19 protein-coding genes are annotated in these 17,652 nt (G+C 37.3%); 11 read left to right on the top strand and 8 right to left on the bottom strand.

From position 1 onward, the window contains the following. Positions 1 to 252: 252 nt before the first annotated feature. Positions 253 to 1,170 (top strand): matrixin family metalloprotease, encoded by a 918-nt coding sequence (locus tag FTV17_RS12985; RefSeq protein WP_180000128.1) that lies wholly within the window; start codon positions 253 to 255, stop codon positions 1,168 to 1,170. 100 nt (positions 1,171 to 1,270) lie between these two features. Then, on the top strand, positions 1,271 to 1,645 hold the full coding sequence (locus FTV17_RS12980) for a hypothetical protein (RefSeq protein ID WP_035270344.1): 375 nt from the start codon (positions 1,271 to 1,273) through the stop codon (positions 1,643 to 1,645). 58 nt (positions 1,646 to 1,703) lie between these two features. Here FTV17_RS12980 and FTV17_RS12975 read toward each other — a convergent pair whose 3' ends face one another. From FTV17_RS12975 to purE, 3 genes are all read right to left on the bottom strand, one after another. Further along, positions 1,704 to 2,984 carry a lytic murein transglycosylase gene (locus tag FTV17_RS12975; protein ID WP_180000125.1) on the bottom strand — a complete coding sequence of 427 codons (1,281 nt, stop codon included), beginning with the start codon at positions 2,982 to 2,984 and terminating at the stop codon, positions 1,704 to 1,706. A gap of 654 nt (positions 2,985 to 3,638) precedes the next feature. Beyond that, on the bottom strand, positions 3,639 to 4,760 hold the full coding sequence (locus tag FTV17_RS12970; RefSeq protein WP_180000123.1) for a 5-(carboxyamino)imidazole ribonucleotide synthase: 1,122 nt from the start codon (positions 4,758 to 4,760) through the stop codon (positions 3,639 to 3,641). Between the two features lie 15 nt (positions 4,761 to 4,775). Further along, the gene (purE, locus tag FTV17_RS12965; RefSeq protein ID WP_035270333.1) at positions 4,776 to 5,288 is read right to left on the bottom strand and encodes a 5-(carboxyamino)imidazole ribonucleotide mutase; all 513 of its coding nucleotides are present in this window, start codon (positions 5,286 to 5,288) and stop codon (positions 4,776 to 4,778) included. A 318-nt stretch (positions 5,289 to 5,606) separates the two neighbouring features. Between purE and FTV17_RS12960 the strand changes: the two genes are divergently transcribed. After that, positions 5,607 to 6,755 (top strand): DUF2254 domain-containing protein, encoded by a 1,149-nt coding sequence (locus tag FTV17_RS12960; protein ID WP_257219950.1) that lies wholly within the window; start codon positions 5,607 to 5,609, stop codon positions 6,753 to 6,755. 81 nt (positions 6,756 to 6,836) lie between these two features. Here the strand turns inward: FTV17_RS12960 and FTV17_RS12955 are convergent, their stop codons facing one another. Continuing rightward, positions 6,837 to 7,181 (bottom strand): DMT family protein, encoded by a 345-nt coding sequence (locus FTV17_RS12955; RefSeq protein WP_180000120.1) that lies wholly within the window; start codon positions 7,179 to 7,181, stop codon positions 6,837 to 6,839. Positions 7,182 to 7,433: 252 nt separating this feature from the next. Here FTV17_RS12955 and mpl point away from each other — a divergent pair, with 252 nt between their 5' ends. Beyond that, entirely contained in the window at positions 7,434 to 8,804 is a 1,371-nt protein-coding gene (gene mpl, locus FTV17_RS12950) for a UDP-N-acetylmuramate:L-alanyl-gamma-D-glutamyl-meso-diaminopimelate ligase (protein ID WP_180000117.1), read from the top strand. A gap of 33 nt (positions 8,805 to 8,837) precedes the next feature. Here the strand turns inward: mpl and FTV17_RS12945 are convergent, their stop codons facing one another. Together FTV17_RS12945 and FTV17_RS12940 are read right to left on the bottom strand one after the other, a co-directional pair. Further along, positions 8,838 to 9,125, bottom strand: a complete 288-nt coding sequence (locus FTV17_RS12945; protein ID WP_180000115.1) for a GNAT family N-acetyltransferase — start codon at positions 9,123 to 9,125, stop codon at positions 8,838 to 8,840. A gap of 21 nt (positions 9,126 to 9,146) precedes the next feature. Then, positions 9,147 to 9,434, bottom strand: coding sequence for a GNAT family N-acetyltransferase (locus FTV17_RS12940; protein ID WP_035268578.1), 288 nt, complete (start codon positions 9,432 to 9,434; stop codon positions 9,147 to 9,149). Between the two features lie 631 nt (positions 9,435 to 10,065). On the opposite strand from FTV17_RS12940, the gene FTV17_RS12935 reads away from it, so the two are divergent. Beyond that, entirely contained in the window at positions 10,066 to 11,028 is a 963-nt protein-coding gene (locus FTV17_RS12935; protein ID WP_180000112.1) for a TerC family protein, read from the top strand. Positions 11,029 to 11,096: 68 nt separating this feature from the next. Here FTV17_RS12935 and FTV17_RS12930 read toward each other — a convergent pair whose 3' ends face one another. Continuing rightward, positions 11,097 to 11,660 (bottom strand): nucleotidyltransferase family protein, encoded by a 564-nt coding sequence (locus FTV17_RS12930; RefSeq protein WP_180000133.1) that lies wholly within the window; start codon positions 11,658 to 11,660, stop codon positions 11,097 to 11,099. A gap of 164 nt (positions 11,661 to 11,824) precedes the next feature. On the opposite strand from FTV17_RS12930, the gene FTV17_RS12925 reads away from it, so the two are divergent. The 5 genes from FTV17_RS12925 (at position 11,825) to FTV17_RS12910 (ending at position 15,429) form a co-directional block, all read left to right on the top strand. Beyond that, positions 11,825 to 12,880, top strand: a complete 1,056-nt coding sequence (locus FTV17_RS12925; protein ID WP_180000110.1) for a Rieske 2Fe-2S domain-containing protein — start codon at positions 11,825 to 11,827, stop codon at positions 12,878 to 12,880. 52 nt (positions 12,881 to 12,932) lie between these two features. Then, positions 12,933 to 14,264 (top strand): guanine deaminase, encoded by a 1,332-nt coding sequence (gene guaD / locus FTV17_RS12920; protein WP_180000107.1) that lies wholly within the window; start codon positions 12,933 to 12,935, stop codon positions 14,262 to 14,264. Next, positions 14,230 to 14,361 carry a hypothetical protein gene (locus tag FTV17_RS15565; protein WP_257219949.1) on the top strand — a complete coding sequence of 44 codons (132 nt, stop codon included), beginning with the start codon at positions 14,230 to 14,232 and terminating at the stop codon, positions 14,359 to 14,361. The genes guaD and FTV17_RS15565 overlap by 35 nt, the downstream gene beginning before the upstream one ends. A 136-nt stretch (positions 14,362 to 14,497) precedes the next feature. Further along, a complete protein-coding gene (gene hpt / locus FTV17_RS12915; protein WP_035268589.1) occupies positions 14,498 to 15,025 on the top strand; it encodes a hypoxanthine phosphoribosyltransferase in 528 nt (175 codons plus the stop codon). A gap of 152 nt (positions 15,026 to 15,177) precedes the next feature. Then, on the top strand, positions 15,178 to 15,429 hold the full coding sequence (locus FTV17_RS12910; protein WP_035268591.1) for a GlsB/YeaQ/YmgE family stress response membrane protein: 252 nt from the start codon (positions 15,178 to 15,180) through the stop codon (positions 15,427 to 15,429). 52 nt (positions 15,430 to 15,481) lie between these two features. Here the strand turns inward: FTV17_RS12910 and FTV17_RS12905 are convergent, their stop codons facing one another. Continuing rightward, positions 15,482 to 16,183 carry a DsbC family protein gene (locus tag FTV17_RS12905; protein ID WP_180000104.1) on the bottom strand — a complete coding sequence of 234 codons (702 nt, stop codon included), beginning with the start codon at positions 16,181 to 16,183 and terminating at the stop codon, positions 15,482 to 15,484. 217 nt (positions 16,184 to 16,400) lie between these two features. Between FTV17_RS12905 and FTV17_RS12900 the strand changes: the two genes are divergently transcribed. Next, on the top strand, positions 16,401 to 17,591 hold the full coding sequence (locus FTV17_RS12900) for an MFS transporter (RefSeq protein WP_180000102.1): 1,191 nt from the start codon (positions 16,401 to 16,403) through the stop codon (positions 17,589 to 17,591). Positions 17,592 to 17,652: the final 61 nt, after the last annotated feature.

Raw genomic sequence — 17,652 nt, 5'->3', positions numbered from 1 at the left:
TAGATTTTTTCTTCCCTTGCAACCCCTTATTTCACTTATTTTCAACGGGTGTTGCTTTTTTCGACTAAAAAGATGAAAAACATGAATTTTCACTCATTTTTTAATCATTATTCATATTTATTTTCATCATTCATTTAAATTTTACGAATAATTTTCATTTTTATACACACTGGAGCTCATATATTTTGATGTTTTATTTTCCAAAATGTTTTTTTACGCTACATTGAATAAAAATTAAGTTGAATTGCTCGCATGATGCGCTCCATTATTTTGATCTTTTCCTTTTTATGCATTGCATATTTTGCTGTACAACGTTTTATTCATCCTCAATTAAATCACAATTCAACTTTAGATCGGCTTCAACACCCCATTGATCAACGCCTAAGATATCGTATTGGGTTTATTGACCCAAGATTTCAACTTGATGCAGAGGCATTACGCCAAATAACTCAAGAGGCAGCGAATATCTGGGAAAATCAAACTCAACAAAAATATTTTGTTTACGACCCCAATGCTCGTCTTACAATTAATCTCATTTTTGATGAACGTCAAAATGAATCAAATTATAGAAAACATACGCTAAAGCAATTTGAAAATAGCAAATCATTAGCCGACCAAATGAGATTACAGCTAGAGCAAGAATCACAACAACTTGAATTTTTAAAACAGCAAATTGAACAGCAGCAACACAACTATAGTAATGATCTAGATCAACATAATAATTTCGTCCACCACATTAATGGCTTAAACACATCTATTACAGATTCACAACTTCAGCAGATCAATAACTCTAAGACACGACTCACACAGCAGAAGCTTAGGATTGAAAGCAATATTGAAAGATTTAACATCTTACGAACAGAACTCAACGATAAAGTTGAAAAATTCAATCAATCCCAACACCAACAACGTAAAGCCATTGATGAATTCAACCAAGTTTTTCAAGCCAAAATGTTCCATAAAGGCGAGTTTAATGGTCGTGAAATCAATATTTATGAATTTCAATCTATAGATGAGCTTCGAATCACATTGGCTCACGAATTAGGTCATGCATTAGGTCTCCAGCATACTAACGACCCCAATGCCTTAATGTATCCAATTCTAGAAAAGCAGAATTTCTCCAATTTTAAATTGACTGCTGCCGACCTCGAACTGCTAAAAAGTCGATAAAATCAGCACCACAGCTCAATCCCATAATTAAATTACGGATTTAATTGAATAGTTTTGAATTCGTGTTAAGGTATTTTGAAATTAATCAGAGGAGAGAGACGTGAGTTATTATCATATTATTCTTGAGGTAAATGATCATATCAGCACGATCGAGGAAACTCGCGATATTGAAATATTTGATATTGTCGAGCTTCAACCTTATCTCTACTCAATTTTACTGCCATATTTCAATAAACAACTCATCGAACTCGATGATGAGAACATTAAATTCGAAGACGTCTTACATATTCAAATTAAGCAAACACTATTACCTATTCAAGATTTAATTGAAGAGGAACAACGCCAACTTCCAAGCGATACAGATGTCACCATTACAGCTTATGAAATTTTTAATGATCGAGAATTAAGTCAAGATGTAACCTTAGTCATTTTTGACTTACTCGATGCTGTTAAAATCGATCGCTCCATTATTTAGAAACATCATCACAAAAAAAGGTCAACCTATGTTGACCTTTTTTAATCCGAGAACCTATTTATTGCATCATCAGCTGAGCCTGCTCATTTCTAAACGCACTCAATATCTGCTGTCCCGCTCGACCTGTAGGATTTAAGCCCAATCGGGTTTGCTCTTGACGAATTGCCTGTCGAGTTTTATCCCCAATTAGACCATCAATCGCACCAATATCGTAACCGCGCTGGATTAAATAGCGTTGAATTTCTCGGCGTTCTGCTCTTGATGTACCAGGATCATCAGTCGGCCAAGCGTTTGCAATTTTGGCTTTTCCTTGCAATCGATCTGATAAATGTGCGATTGCCAACGCATAACTTTCTGCTGCGTTATAACTATATATAGCATCAAAATTTTTAAATACTAGAAATACTGGCCCAGCACTGCCAGCAGGCGCAAGCAACCCAGCTTGAGAAGAGGCAGAAAGATTACCCTGAATTAAAGGGGAGCCATCCACTCTATTCAATCCTTGATTGACCCAATAAGACAATGCTTTCTTATTACGTCGCCCCTCACCTACAACTGACATTCCTGCAGGAATCTGCACTTCAAATCCCCAAGGTTGACCAGTTTGCCATCCTCTTTTCTTCAAAAAATTTGCTGTTGAAGCCAAAGCATCTGGAATACTCGAGACTAGATCACGTCGTCCATCACCATCAAAATCTACAGCAAGCTCATCATAGGTTGAAGGCATAAACTGAGTATGCCCAAAAGCCCCTGCCCACGATCCTCTCAATTGTTCTTCCCGAACATCACCACGCTGTAAAAGTTTCATGGTGGTAAAAAATTCACCTCTAAAATACGATTGACGGCGTCCCTCACAACTTAAAGTCCCCAAAGCTTGGAGCAATGGATAGCGTCCAGAAATATCACCATAGTTACTCTCAACTCCCCAAACTGCAACCACCGTTTCAGCTGGAATGCCATAAGCCACACTCACACGGTCAAGTGTTTCTCGATGCTGTTGAAGTTTCTGTTGCCCCAATTGAACACGTTCATCATCAACTAAACCTGACAAATAATCCCAAATTGGCGTCGAAAATTCAGGCTGATAATTTAAACGTTCAATCACAGAATAGTCAGGAGTTAAATTCTGCGTGTAACGATCATACGTCGCCGAGCTAACCCCTCTAGTGATCGCTTGTGATTTTAAATTCGAGATGCATTGCTGAAAATTAGGAGCGGATGACACAGTTGCCGTCATGGATGGCGAGGCTGTCACAGACTGACCATTAATAATCAACTCAGCATGAGTTTGAGACATCGCTAAAAAAAATGAACTTATCGTGAGTGCAAGCCGTTGCATAAGACCCTGTAATTCTAAAATGTTGGAATTATGTCTTTACCTTAACAGCTCACTCTAAAAATTAAAGCATCAAATCGTAAATTTAAATTCATACTTTCTACTTTTTTAAATTTATTTTGAAAATTTAAATTTAAAAACTTATCCACAACCTGGTTTTAAATTCATGTGTTATTGAATTTAAATTTAAACCACCACACAACATTTAAATTCAAAAAACTTATCCACAGTCATCCAATACCACAAATCAACCTAAACTATTGAAAATTATAAGTATTAAAATAATTTACTCAATAGATAAGAATTTAGATATAAATCTTTAAATACATTTTTGAATTCAAACCTCAATAGCAACTTTAAATTCAAAATATCCTGCAAGCCTATTATTTTAAATTTAAAAACTGCGTATGCATTTTATTTGAATTTAAACCCACTTTGAATTCAAAGTTAAGATGGCCACATAAGCCATAATCAAACTTATACACAGTTCAAAATATGTGTTCTAATCAGAACTAATAGTATAATTATTATGCAATTTTTTAAAATTTCATCCGACCAATGGCAAGTGATTTTTAAAGAGGCGCAATCATGCCTTAAACAAGATAAATAAAAAAGCGACCACTCGTGTGATCGCTTTTTTTATCAGCAACCTAAAGTTTAGATGGTCATATCTTCACTTAATGCTAACGGGTTTGGTAAAATTTTCGACAACTGACGACAGAGTGTAGTCAATTCTGAGCTATTGATTGGCATTAAGGTAATATGACCAATTTTACGACCTTCACGTTCTGACTTATTATAAAGGTGCAAATGAGCACCCTCTAAAGCCAATACATCTTCAGTCTTTGGATGCTCACCAATAATGTTCACCAATACCGTTGGACGAATCATCTCAGTTGAACCCAAAGGTAAGCCTGCAACAGCACGGATATGGTTTTCAAACTGAGAGCACACAGCACCTTCAATCGACCAATGACCTGAGTTGTGTACACGTGGTGCCATCTCATTGGCATACAAGCCTTTGTCCGTGACAAATAGCTCAAGCGTCAGCACACCGACATAGTTCAAATGGTTAAGCAAGCGAGTAATGTAATCTTGTGCTACAGGTTGTAGATCTACACTGTTCGGTGCAGGGACAATCGAGTGCGATAAGATACCATTGTGATGGTGGTTCTCAGCCAATGGCCATGTTTTCACATCACCATTCTGACCACGTACTGCAATGATTGACACTTCACGCGAGAAAGTCACAAAACTTTCAGCAATCAATTCACCCGCAGGACCAAGTTCTGCCCATGCTTGATCAATTTGATCCGCTGTGCGTAAGACAAACTGACCTTTACCATCATAACCACCACGTGAAGTTTTTAGTACGATTGGAAGACCAAGTTCAGCAACTGCGTTTTGTAAACTTTCAAGTGATGTCACCACTTTGTAAGGTGCTACTGGAATGTCCAACTCATCAAATAACGCTTTTTCAGACAAGCGATGCTGAGCAATCGCTAAAGCCTGACGCGGGGGATGCAGTTGCTTAGTTTCAGTTAATACATCTACATCTGACAATGGCGTATTTTCAAATTCTAAAGAAAAGACTTCTGCACTATTAATGAAATCCTGTAAGCCATTTTTAGCTTGAGTTGAGATCACTGGACCCAAAGCAGCAGAAGGGCAGTCTGTACTTGCTTCAAAAAAAGTACATTGAATATTTAATGGAAGTGCCGCCTGCGCCATCATTCGACCCAATTGACCGCCACCAAAAATACCGATGGTTTTATCCATAAGATTTCTCTCGAATTAAGCTTGACCAGGAATATTTTTACTCGCAACTTTCTCAGTTTGCGCTAAACGAAAATCGGCTACATTCTTTGCAATATCTGGGCGAGTTAAACCTAAAATTTGTGCCGCCATAATCGCAGCATTGGTCGCACCTGCAGGACCAATTGCCAATGTACCGACAGCAATACCTGCTGGCATTTGTACAATTGAAAGCAATGAATCAACACCATTCAAGATCGAAGATTTAACCGGCACACCTAGAACAGGAAGATCAGTCTTCGCTGCGCACATACCCGGTAAATGCGCTGCACCACCAGCACCCGCAATAATCACTTGGATACCACGATCACGAGCTTGCTCAGCATATTCAAACAAACGATCTGGCGTACGATGTGCTGACACAACTTCCGCTTCAAAAGGTACACCAAGCTGATTCAACATATTGGCAGTGTGTTCGAGTGTCGCCCAGTCTGACTGAGAGCCCATGATAATTCCAACGAGAGGAGTGTCTTGTGAAGCGGCCGCATTCATTGCAATGTTTCCAGAGATTAAAGTAAGAGAGATAAATCTCGACGAGAGCCAAGCTTTAATAAGAACTCACTATTATAGACTGAAAATGAATAGGTCTAAAGTTAAGCTGATAAAATAAGGATTAAAAATATATACTTGTTAATAGACATAAAAATAAATTTTATGATTGGTCATTGTTCGGCCTTAAACGTCTGGCTCATTTAAGACAAATTGAATTTACATAGAACTGAACTAAGCCATTCAAATTAAAAAATAAAAAGGAGAATATAGCATGTGGTTTAAACTGAAACTATGGTGGAATAACCCTGCAGAAAATTTATGGTTTACACCAGCACTTGGGGCTTTATTAGCGATTTTTTCTCTCTATTTGCAACCGCAAGTCGTTATTTTATTCCATCACACGCGGTTCCAAATATCAGTATTGAAACACTAAGTAGCCTACTGGATATCATTGCTTCGAGTATGCTGGCGGTCACTACATTTTCACTTTCGATTATGGTCGCCGCATTTGCTTCAACTTCATCGAGTGGTACGCCACGTGCTTATAAGTTGATGATGAATGATGATAATACTCGTCTCGCAATTACCAGTTTTATTTCCGCATTTATCTATGCCGTCATCGCAAAAATCGCTTTAGGTTTACAATATTACGGAGTCTCGGGTCGTTTTGTCTTATTCGTAAGTACCATTTTGGTTCTCATTTATTTGATTGTGACATTAATTCGCTGGGTACAAAGATTGTCTCAGCTTGGCACACTAACCAATGCTATTTCTAAAATTGAAACAGCAGCATCGCAAGCTTTAAGTACATTTCGTGCACATCCCAACTTTGGCGCTTCTGGACAAAAACCATTGGGCGAAAGTCAACTCAAAATACACCCAAAACAGACAGGTTATTTTACTCATTTTGTTATTGAGTCCTTAAATCTTCTTGCTCAAACTCACAATGCACATATTCATCTTGCATTTCTTCCTGGGAAATTCGTGTACCCATCACTGGTTCTGATTGAAGTCTTTGCAGAAAATCTAATAGATGATGAAGAATTAAAAAATTTAGAACAACAAATTCATGAATACGTAATTATCGAAACGAACCGTAGCTTTTTACAAGACCCGAGATTTGGTTTATTGGTCATGAGCGAGGTTGGACAAAAAGCGATGTCAGCTGCAATTAATGATGTGGGTTCAGCAATTAGTGCGATCAATGCCTTAACTCGGATTATTATTGATAGTCAGCCAGATCCAGAACAGAAAACTTTTAATTTCTCGAATATCAGTGTCGATATGTTTGATATTCGTGAGTTTATTAACAGTAGCTTTGCACCGATGGCACGGGACTGTCTAAGTAATATCGAATTAAATCAAAGAATAATTAAATGCTTATCCATGATTGAAAAAATGTATCTGAACCGGAACTACGGGAAGCTGCTCATGAAATGGCACATGAAATCTTGGCACGCTGCTTAAAGCATTTTGAATTTGAGCCTGATCGTCAAAGATTAGTTCGGGAATATGAAAATAACTTTAGTTAATCTTTATCCTTTTGAATCATGGTGTTCTAAATATAAAATACACACAACCACATAAGCAAAGTGCAGCCCATACATAATCCAATTTGAAAGGCTGTTTAAACATGAAAATCATGAAAGGAACAAATACCAATAGCGTAACGACTTCCTGAGTGATTTTCATTTGTCCCACAGCCCAGCCATTTTGAGCCAGCATCTTGGTTGCAGGAATCATCAAACTGTATTCGAATAATGCAATGATCCAACTAAATAGAATGGCTTGCCATAAAGGGGCATCATGCGGCAAAAATTTTAAATGACCATACCACGCCAAAGTCATAAAGCAATTTGCTAAAATCAGAAGCAATAAAGGTAAATAAATCATTTAAATCTCAAGTTAAATCGTCCGCGTTATTCTACGATTAAATCATTTCGTTTCATCATACTAGATTAAAAATATTCATATATTTTAGTTCATAAATTTAAAAATTTATTTCTGCAAAATTTTACGGAAGGCCTTCTAATAATCACTATCTTTTCACCAAGAGCCTTGTTATCGTTGACATCAAATCAAATAACACATGACAAAAGCACCAAAAAGATGTTTGTGTCGAAAAGAGTAGTGGAGTAAATCATCATGCATCTGCATATTTTGGGAATCTGTGGCACCTTTATGGGATCTTTAGCACTGTTAGCTCGAGATCTAGGGCACACAGTGACAGGCTCGGACCAAAATGTGTATCCACCTATGTCGACACAACTCGAAAATGCGGGTATTACCTTAATGCAAGGTTATGACCGTAGTCATTTGCAACCACACCCAGATTTAGTGATCGTTGGTAATGCCATGAAACGTGGAATTGATGCCGTTGAATACATGCTAAATCAGGGGTTACCCTATATCTCTGGACCACAGTTCCTTGCCGACCATGTGTTACAAGGTAAACATGTATTAGGGGTTGCTGGTACGCACGGAAAAACAACCACTACCACGATGTTAGCTTGGGTATTAGATCAAGCGGGCTTGGAACCGGGCTTTTTAATTGGTGGTGTACCACTTGGATTTAAAGAAAGTGCTCGTCTAGGCGGAGGTCAATATTTCTGTGTAGAAGCAGATGAATACGACTCTGCATTCTTTGATAAACGATCTAAATTTGTTCATTACCATCCAAAGACAGCCATTCTGAATAATCTTGAATTTGATCATGCAGATATCTTTGATGATCTCGCTGCCATTCAAAAACAATTTCATCATTTGGTTCGTACTATTCCAAGTGAAGGCCGTATCATCGCACCAATCACTGAAACGAATATTGATGAAGTTTTGGCACAAGGCTGTTGGACACCGATCGTCCGCACATCCCTCGAATCTCATGATCAAGCAACTATCTCTGCAAACCAACTTTCTGCAGATGGTACTCATTTCCAAGTCTTAAAAGACGGCGAAGTAAAAAGTACAGTCCAATGGTCGATGACAGGTCAACACTCCGTTGCAAATGCTTTAGCAACCATTGCAGCTGCAGAGCATGTAGGTGTTTCCATTGAAACTGCATGCGAAGCATTATCGAATTTTGGTGGTGTAAAACGCCGTATGGAGCTCCTCGATACCATTCGAGGCATTGAAGTTTTTGATGATTTTGCTCATCACCCAACAGCAATTGACACAACACTGGATGGTGCTCGTAAACGACTAGGCGAACGTAAACTATGGGCGATTATTGAGCCTCGCTCAAATACGATGCGAATGGGAAGCCACAAAGATGGTTTAGCATATTCTGCTCGATTGGCAGATGAAGTGATTTGGTATCAACCTGAGGGTTTAGATTGGGATCTACAACCTGTTGTTGAAGCTGCTCCGAATAAAGCTGTGGTAGCTCGTACTTTAGAAGAGATCATTCGAAATGTCGTGAATGAAGCAGGCGAGGGGGATGCCGTTGTGATCATGTCAAATGGTGGATTTGGTGGTTTGCATCAAAAACTCATTCAAGCACTCAAAGCAAAAGAATAAATAAAAAAGCCCGCTCTGCGGGCTTTTTTATATTTAAGCGATAACGTCATGATATTCATTATGAAAACGCTTAAACATGACAACCACATAAGAGCAAGTTGGAACAATTTTTAATTTTTCTGTACGAGCAAATTCTACAAGTCGATCTAACAATAACTTTGCAGTTCCTTGTCCACGTAAACGATCATCGACCCAAGTGTGATCCGCTATAATGATCTGTGGAGTTTGGTAACGATAGCTGATTTCTGCAATTCTTGATTGATCTGCGTCCGTGAAATAAAACTCACCGCCTTTCACACTATCGATATGTTCAAACTGCATACAACTGCTCACTATATGATTTTATTTAAACAGAACATCGTGGATTGCTTCATCTTTGTTGAAAACAGATTTAGCAAATGGACAAAGCGGTAAGATTTTAACATTCTTTTGACGAGCTAATTCCACCGCACGGTCAACAAGTTGACGTCCTACGTTTTGCCCTCTTAATGAATCATCAACCCAAGTATGATCAATAATAAATTTATCTTCACCTGCCCATGAATAAGTCATTTCAGCTAAATGATGGCCATCTTCACCAATAAAAAACTCACCTTTTGATCCATTTTCTTGATGTTTAATTTCTAACATTATCATTATCCTATCATTCGTTATTAAATATAGATTAGAACGACATATTTACATAACACTACGAAAAAATGGGACAAACTTGTCTATCAATTACAAATTCAAAACTTTAATTTATTTAAAAAAAAGAAATATTATAAAAAACAAAAATATATATTGTCAGTCATAATAGTTAAATGTTATTTTTTTACCATATAAATGTATTATTATTGTTAAAAAGTAAATGAGTATGGATATCTATTTAATATCAATTGCAGTATTGATCATCATTGCAATAATCTTATTAATTTCAATTTTTAAAGACAAATTTAATAACCCATTTAAATAATTTGCACACAACTTATAAGTGTGTCATCCTTTGTGCACTCGAAATCAAATAGAACGATTTCAACGTAATTTATTATCAAATTTGAACAAGGGGAGTAGCCTCCTCCAACAGTACTTAAATACTGTGTCAGAATATCGTCATTACACTTTGAAAAAAGTCGGTATCTGAGCATCATTTCGATTATCTAAAAAATGCTTAATCAAAATGGTGTAGGCAAGACCTTGATCATGTTGTTTCAGAATTATTATCTGGCAACTGGTCGAGGTTTTTTTATGCCAAAATCAATTGCCAGTATTGGAGATTACTATGGAAACCATAGGCAATATTTGGCTGTATGTCATTTTTTTTGGCATCGTCACGATTATGCTCTTAATTGACTTTCTAGGTTTTAAACAAAAAGAAGGTCAAGAAGTTAAAGTTAAAACTGCTGCTTATTGGAGTATTGCATGGGTCACTGTCGCAACACTTTTTGGTGGTGGACTATGGCTATATCTAGAAAATACCGCTGGTATAAACGTAGCCAATACGAAAGTTATGGAATATTTTGCCGGCTATTTACTGGAAAAGTCACTCGCAATTGATAACGTCTTTGTGTGGTTAATGATTTTTGCTGCATTCGCTATACCTCCTGCACTTCAACGTCAATTACTCCTTTATGGCGTATTGGGCGCTATTATTCTCAGAACAATTTTTATTTTTATCGGTGCGTGGTTCGTTCAGGAATTTTCTTGGATCCTCTATATCTTCGGTGCTTTCCTTGTATACACCGGATTTAAATTCCTTAAAGGACAAGAGGATGATCCAAATATTGAAGATATGGCCATTCTGAAATGGCTACGTAAACATATGAGAATTACTCCTCAATTGGAAGGAAATAAATTTTTCGTAAGACAAAATGGCGTTCTATGGGCAACACCATTATTTTTAGTGCTGATTTTAGTCGAGGCATCTGATGTTATTTTTGCAGTCGATTCTATTCCAGCGATTTTTGCGGTGACCACTGATCCTTTTATCGTCCTTACAGCCAACTTGATGGCTATCCTCGGTCTACGGGCTATGTTTTTCTTACTGTCTGGAGCCGCTTCAAAAATGCATTATTTGCCTTATGGACTTGGGGCTATTTTAATTTTTATCGGTTTCAAAATGCTTATGCTTGACGTATTCCATATGCCAATTTGGATTTCATTAAGTTTTATCGTGATTGTCCTTTCAATTACTGCATGGCTTTCAATCCGTTATAGTAAAAAACATCATCAAACGACCTTATAAGGTCAAACTTAGTTGAATTCAATAAAGCCTTCATCTGAAGGCTTTATTTATATCCTTAGATGAGCAATCTAATTCACAATGCTTAACTCAGGCCATCGTTCCAAAAAACACTTTGACTTAACCCTATGTTCAAAGACTCCACGTGAAACCAAACGATTATTCCACCTTAATTTTAAAGTAAATAAATCTTCAAGCCCCAAAGGTGCGAGGATTTCAATATGATTATTCTCCATTAATTTGATAGCGATTGCGGTTGCCGTTTCTGGCCAAAAACTCATAGCATGATGTACTGAAGTATATGGATCAATTTGAGTACCTTCATCAGTTCTGTACCAATGATGTACCAGAGCTTGATTTGTAATGTCCCAATGAATATTAGGATATCTATGTTGAAGTGCACCCTTTAAATAATTTCTTCTCTCATCCATTTTTTCTGAAGGGTCAAAATAGATGACATCAATTTCAGTTTCAAAAATTGAATAATTTTGATTATGTAAATAAGACCAGATCCAATTTCGAATCAAGCCCGCACTAAAATAGGCCGCACTATCAATCTGACGTAAACACTGTAAAAGTTCACAAATATCTGCATTAGATCGTATTAAATGGCTTAATTTCTCATATAAGTCCATGGGTAAATTCACTTTATATCTTTTGATTAGAATTTAACATTTCCACTTAGCTCTCCAATTTTAAATGTTAATAGGCGGTTGGCAAAGATCTTGCATCATCACCAAAGAAAAAGCTCAGTAAATTTAGCGCAGCTCTTCGGAGCTCTTTTTTTTAGGAAATGACGATGAATATGATTCCCGCATTAAATCCACTCAGTGCACCTTGCCAATGTAGTTTCGACTTACAAGATTGGGAAATTCTCGCGCAATATTGGTATCCAGTGGCTCGTATTCAAGATGTTTCAACCACACCACGTCAGGTCACTTTACTTGATGTAAAAATGGCGATTTACCAAACTGACAAGGGTGAAATTCGATTAGTGCGTGATATCTGCCCTCATCGAGGTGTACCTCTAAGTAAAGGATGGGTAGAGGGTGAAGAAATTATTTGCCGATATCACGGACTAAGATTCGACCTTGCAGGGAAGTGTACAAAAATTCCTGCTCAACCTGATTTAACTAAGATATCTGACCGTTTTAGTTTAACCCAATTTCCAGTAATTTTGAGATATGGACTGGTCTGGACCAGCTTGCATGGACGTGATTTTCAACACAATAATATTCCTCAACTCGATACTTGGGATCATCCTGATCATCAGTCTATTTTACCTCCGTACGTTGATATTGCAGGTTCAGCAGGTCGTCAACTCGAAGGATTCATTGATGTAGCTCACTTTGCATGGGTGCATCACGAAGCTTTTGCAGATCGAAACAACCCAGTTGTACCCAAATACCATACTGAGAGAACAGACTATGGCTTAAAAACAATTTATATTAGTGGTGTCAGTAATTACCCGCATGCTTTGAAACACCTAGAACCAGAAGGTTTTGAGTGGAAAAGAACTTTTGATATTTACCCACCATTTTCAGCAATATTAACTGTAGATTTTCCAGACAATGGTATTTTAAAAATCTTGAATGCGTGTTGTCCTGTATCTGTCAATCAAACCAGATTATTTGTTCCTTTGACGCGTAATTTTGATCAGACTGGAGATTTACAAGCAGTCTATGATTTTAATGCTCAAATTTTTGCCGAAGACCAAGATATCGTAGAATCGCAAAAACCTGAGGAATTACCGCTTGATTTAATGATGGAAGCTCATTTTGAAGCTGATCGATCTTCGACTACTTATCGTCGTATTCTCGCAGAGTGGGGGCTCAGCAAACGATATACAGTTTAATTAAGATAGATCAGTTACAATCAACCGAAAAAATTAAAAGTGTAGGTTTTAAATGTCTTCTGTAGTTGCATCGACGGCGATTCGCGGTCGCTTCCTAGATATTCAGAATACGGTTGCCCAAGCGCGTGAAATTCACGACCAAGTGCGTTACGTAGAAGATGGTTTATTGATTACTCAAGCGGGTAAAATTCAATGGTTTGGTCGTTGGGAAGATGGGCAACAACAGCTCCGTCAGCTTGAATCCTCTATTCAAGTTGAGCATTACCCAGATCAACTGATTGTTCCTGGTTTTATCGATACGCATATTCACTTTCCTCAAACTGAAATGGTAGGTGCGTATGGCGAACAATTACTCGAATGGCTGAATACTTATACCTTTCCTACAGAAATCCAATTTCAAGACAAAGCTTATGCAGACCAAATTGCACACTTTTTTGTCAATGAGCTGCTGAAAAATGGCACAACGACTGCATTGGTTTTTTGTACAGTTCACAAAGAATCTGTTGATGCACTATTTGAAGCGGCAGAACAATACCAGATGCGTTTGATTGCAGGCAAAGTATTAATGGATCGTCATGCACCTGAAGCACTGACAGACACCGCTGAAACTGCTTATACAGATAGCAAAGATTTAATTGAGAAATGGCATGGTAAAGGTCGAAACCTTTATGCCATTACGCCTCGCTTTGCGCCTACCTCTACACCAGAACAATTAAAAAGAGCAGGGCAGTTAAAAACTGAATATCCAGATGTATATATTCATACTCATCTGAGTGAAAACACCAATGAAATCGCTTGGTTGAAAGAGCTTTTTCCTGAGCAAAATGGCTATTTAGATGTGTATCACCATTATGGATTAACAGGCAATAAATCTGTTTTTGCTCACTGCGTTCATTTAGAAGAGCATGAATGGGATTGCATGCATCAAACAAATTCTGCAATCGCCTTCTGCCCGACTTCAAACCTCTTTCTAGGAAGTGGGTTGTTTCCCTTGAAAAAAACCTGGGATAAACAAGTCAAAGTCGGTCTTGGCACTGACATCGGTGCGGGGACTTCATTTAATCAGCTTCAAACGTTGAATGAAGCCTATAAAGTTCAACAACTCCAAGGCGACAAATTATCTGCATTTGAATCGCTTTATCATGCGACCCTAGGTGGAGCAAAAGCATTAGCGCTCGAGGATAAACTTGGTAACTTTAATATTGGAAAAGAAGCGGATTTTGTTGTATTAAATTTGAATGCCACTGCATTACAAACATTAAGACAACAACGCGCTAAAAATATTGAAGATGCACTTTTCGCATTGTTTACCATGGGTGATGATCGAAATATTGAGGCGACTTATATTTATGGACAAAAAGCATATCAACAATCAGCATCCTAATGCTCAGACTCAACCACAACACCCAATTAAAAAATATGTGTTAATTGGTGCTGTATTCTTAGTTTGTGCTGTCGTACTAAAACGCGATGCGCATTAATAAACCATTAGTTTACATTTCGTTTTTTTAAAAAGGGTGCAACATTCTGGGATATGTTTTAAAATCGAAGCATATTTCAGGTGTTGCAGGTCAACACCTTTTTTAATTTTAGAATTGTTGTTTTAGGTATCTACCCATGACCATTGACATGAAAGTGTTGATTTCCGCTGAAGAAATTCAAGCGAAAGTTAATGAACTTGGTAATCAAATTAATGCTCACTATGCAAATAGTGATCGAGAATTGGTTCTTGTAGGCTTACTTCGCGGTTCAGTGATTTTCATGGCAGACCTATGCCGCACCATTGAAAAACCACACGAACTCGACTTTATGACAGTTTCAAGTTACGGCAGTGGAACGACTTCTAGTCGTGATGTTAAAATTCTAAAAGACCTTGATGGTGAAATTCGTGGTAAAGATGTTCTTGTCGTAGAGGACATCATCGATTCAGGCAATACGCTGAGTAAAGTGGTAGAAATCCTTGAAACTCGTGAGCCAAACTCTATCAAACTTTGCACGCTGATCAGTAAGCCTTCTCGAAGAGAAATCGACTTGGAAGTAGAGTTTCTAGGATTTGAAGTTGAAGATAAATTTATCGTAGGTTATGGACTAGATTACGATCAAAAATACCGTCATATTCCATTCATTGGTGAAATCGGTCTGTAATGTTTTTTTTAAGAAAGTGGCATATGCCACTTTTTTTTATAAACAACAAAATAACAACAACATGTAGCGTGATTCTTCTTTTCAAACATCAATACATAATCAACTATATTTGAGCGACACAATAAAAATTCATGATAAAAAGGAGAACAAATATGTTTTCACTTATTGGAGCTATTCTTATCGGTTTTATAGCAGGTTTAATTGCTCGCGCAATTCATCCTGGTGACGATAAAGCAGGCTTCATCGTCACGACGTTATTAGGTATTGCTGGTTCATTACTTGCTACATATGGTGGACGCCTTCTTAATATTTATCCCGAAGGTTCATCGGCAGGTTTTATTGCTTCAGTCATAGGTGCAATTATCGTTCTGTTTATTTATAACCTCGTTACAAAAAAATCTTAATCAAAAAAAGCACCTTGTTAAGGTGCTTTTTTTCATTTCTATGAACTAGATTTTATAAGTTCAGCTCTTTCCAAATTTTTTCAATTTCTGAAGCTGGATAAGCGCCTGTTACCTTAAATCCATTTTCAAAAATAATTGCTGGCGTTCCTTGAACACCTAGACGACGTCCAAGTTCCAAATTTCGTTCAATAGGGTTTGAACAATCAGCTTGGGCTGTTGGTTGTTGATTCTTTTGTAAAAGGGCATTCCATGCAAACTCACGGTTTGCGGAGCACCAAACTTGTTTAGAGGGCTGGATCGATTGAGATTTAATTGGATACATAAACGTATAAATTGTCACATCTTTTAACTGGCTTAAATTATTTTCAAGCGTCTTACAATATGGGCAATTTGGGTCAGAAAAGATCGCGAGCTGACGCTTACCATTCCCCCTTACAGTCTTAATGGCATCTTGAAGTGGAAGTTGTTTAAAGTCGACTGAATTATGTTTCAGCACCAAATCACGTGTTAGATTTTTTTGATCTTCGATACGAATCATTGATCCAAAGAATAAATGCTTAGCTTCTTCATCAATATAAATAATCTGATTGTCTAAAGATCCGCTATAGAAACCTTTCATGTCAGTTTTTTGTAAATTTTGAATATTCAATTTTGGATGTTGCGTTTTAATTTTCTGCTGAAGCAATTCAATATTCGCAAAGCTAGAACTTGTAGACAGTGCAAGTAAAGCACTGATTAAAATTTTTTTATACATAGGTTGAGCATATGTTTGATGGATATTATTGTTTATTCTAATCTTCTACTTTCTACAAAGATCAGTTTTTATGTAATTTTAAACCTCATAAATTGTTTCACGTGAAACCAAATATGACTGTTGAATTTTAACTGATTGAAGATAATTGACTCATGCTTAACAGTCGACATAGACTAATGAATCATCGTATCAGCACTGCTGTTCTATAAGACAAATAATGAATGAAAACCAATCGTGGCGAGATTTTATTCTCGTAAGTATCGCACTCTGTATCGGCACCATTGGAACAGCGCTTGCTAGCCCACTTTATCCAATTTACCAAGAATTATGGGGGTTAAACCCGAGCGATATCACCTTTATTTTCGTTTCCTACATGCTAGGGTGCCTGACCACTTTACTGTTTTTGGGCAGAACCAGTAATACCATTGGTTATGTAAAAACTATGCAACTTGGGCTTATTTTTATCACCATTGGCTTGTTAATGTCTATCTTTGCTAGCGATGTCATGTCTCTCTCATGGGGAAGATTTATCATTGGTATTGCATCTGGATTGATGACGACATCTGCTCTTATTGGGCTTATTCAAACTGTTCCAACTTCCCACAAACAAATTGCACCACAATTAAGCTCAATCATTACTGCTGTTGGATTTGGTTTAGGTCCTTTATTTGGGGGATTCTTTGCTGAATTTTTTGCATATCCTTTGGTAATACCTTATGTACCCATTGTGATAGGTTCAATATTTTGCTTCTTTAGTCTATTTACACTCAAACCTATACCTTTTGATGTGCAAAAATTTAATTTTGCTCCCAAATTATTAACACCACAATCACATGATCGCACTCAATTTTTTATACTGAGCTTGACTGCATTTGCTGTTTTTGCAGGATTTAGTTTATACGCCTCACTATCTCCTTCATTTGTTAAAGACATTTTGCCTTGGCACGGTCCACTGATTAGTGGTTCTGCCATTACTGTCATTTTACTGATTTCAGCTGCGACACAATTTTTTTCAAGATCAATCAAACCGCAATCCAGCCTATTACTCGGTATCATGACTTGCTTCATGAGCGTGATCGCTTTATTCCTCTGTATGGAGTTTAAAATTAGCTGGTTATTCTTCCTAAGCGATGGTCTGTTTGGGATTGGACATGGCTTAGCTTTACTTGGGGCTTTCGGACTTATTCACCACATGACCACACCTCACAATCGAGCCGCCGTCATGTCTACTTATCTCTTTATCGGCTATCTCGGAACGATTCTACCCATCCTAGCAGTAGGATATTTAGCTGACCATTTTGGGCTTACAAATGCAGTGATTTGGTTCTGTATTGCAATTTCAATCTTACTGATTGTTTTATTCATAAAGCAGATGAGGGTTAAGCCAAGCAAGTTACCTTTAAATTAACAAAAAAGCCCATTACTGGGTTTTTTAAACCACAGATAAAAACTCGTTTACTTCCCGATAC

It is taken from the genome of Acinetobacter sp. YH12239, from assembly GCF_013417635.1.
Lineage (GTDB): Bacteria > Pseudomonadota > Gammaproteobacteria > Pseudomonadales > Moraxellaceae > Acinetobacter.
This window is presented reverse-complemented; position numbering and strand designations above follow the sequence as displayed.